The sequence below is a fragment of the uncultured Aquimarina sp. genome (assembly GCF_947492115.1).
Classification (GTDB): domain Bacteria; phylum Bacteroidota; class Bacteroidia; order Flavobacteriales; family Flavobacteriaceae; genus Aquimarina.
Window position 1 is genome coordinate 1 of record NZ_CANLMM010000046.1, and the last position, 602, is coordinate 602.

Genomic DNA, 602 nt, shown 5'->3' on the forward strand with positions numbered 1-602 from the left:
ATTGGAAATGACCGATAAGACAAGGAAAATATTTTATCCAGCAACTTTATTTATAGGCTTATTATTAATGATATGGCAAATAGAAATATATCGAAATACTATTATTGACTTCAGACTTCTACTTGGTTTTGTAATTATTGTTACAATTATAACTTTTCTTATTGATGTTAAAAACTACAGTAAAACATACTACGAATACAGTAATACAAGTTTGATTTTCTACTCTTTACTTCAATATCTCTTCAGTGCAGGATTAATTTCTTGTTCAGCGATTACATTAACAAATTACTACTTTGCAGATAAGGACCCCATTAAAAAGAGATACACAATCATTCATCGGTCATCTTTAACTGGTGGAAAATACCATAGAGATGAAAGAAAGCCTACTTTTTATATTAATTACAAAGGCACTGAGAAAGAATTGGTTTTCCCTCATAAATATTTTGATAATATGCACTCCTACAAAAAGATAGAATTTGAGGTTAATCAAGGTCTTTTAGGATTTGATATACTAAAAAACAAAAGACTTATTAAGTAAAGCGAAAAGTTCCATAAGAATCTCAAAATAACAGACTAGAATTCTGTCTATGTAAATTAAAAAA

Annotated in this window: 1 protein-coding gene; it reads left to right on the forward strand. The window is 27.7% G+C overall.

The window, feature by feature from the left end; translation table 11 throughout:
* On the forward strand, positions 1 to 538 hold a 538-nt coding region (locus Q1A73_RS24460), incomplete at its 5' end, for a hypothetical protein (RefSeq protein WP_299611455.1).
* Positions 539 to 602: the final 64 nt, after the last annotated feature.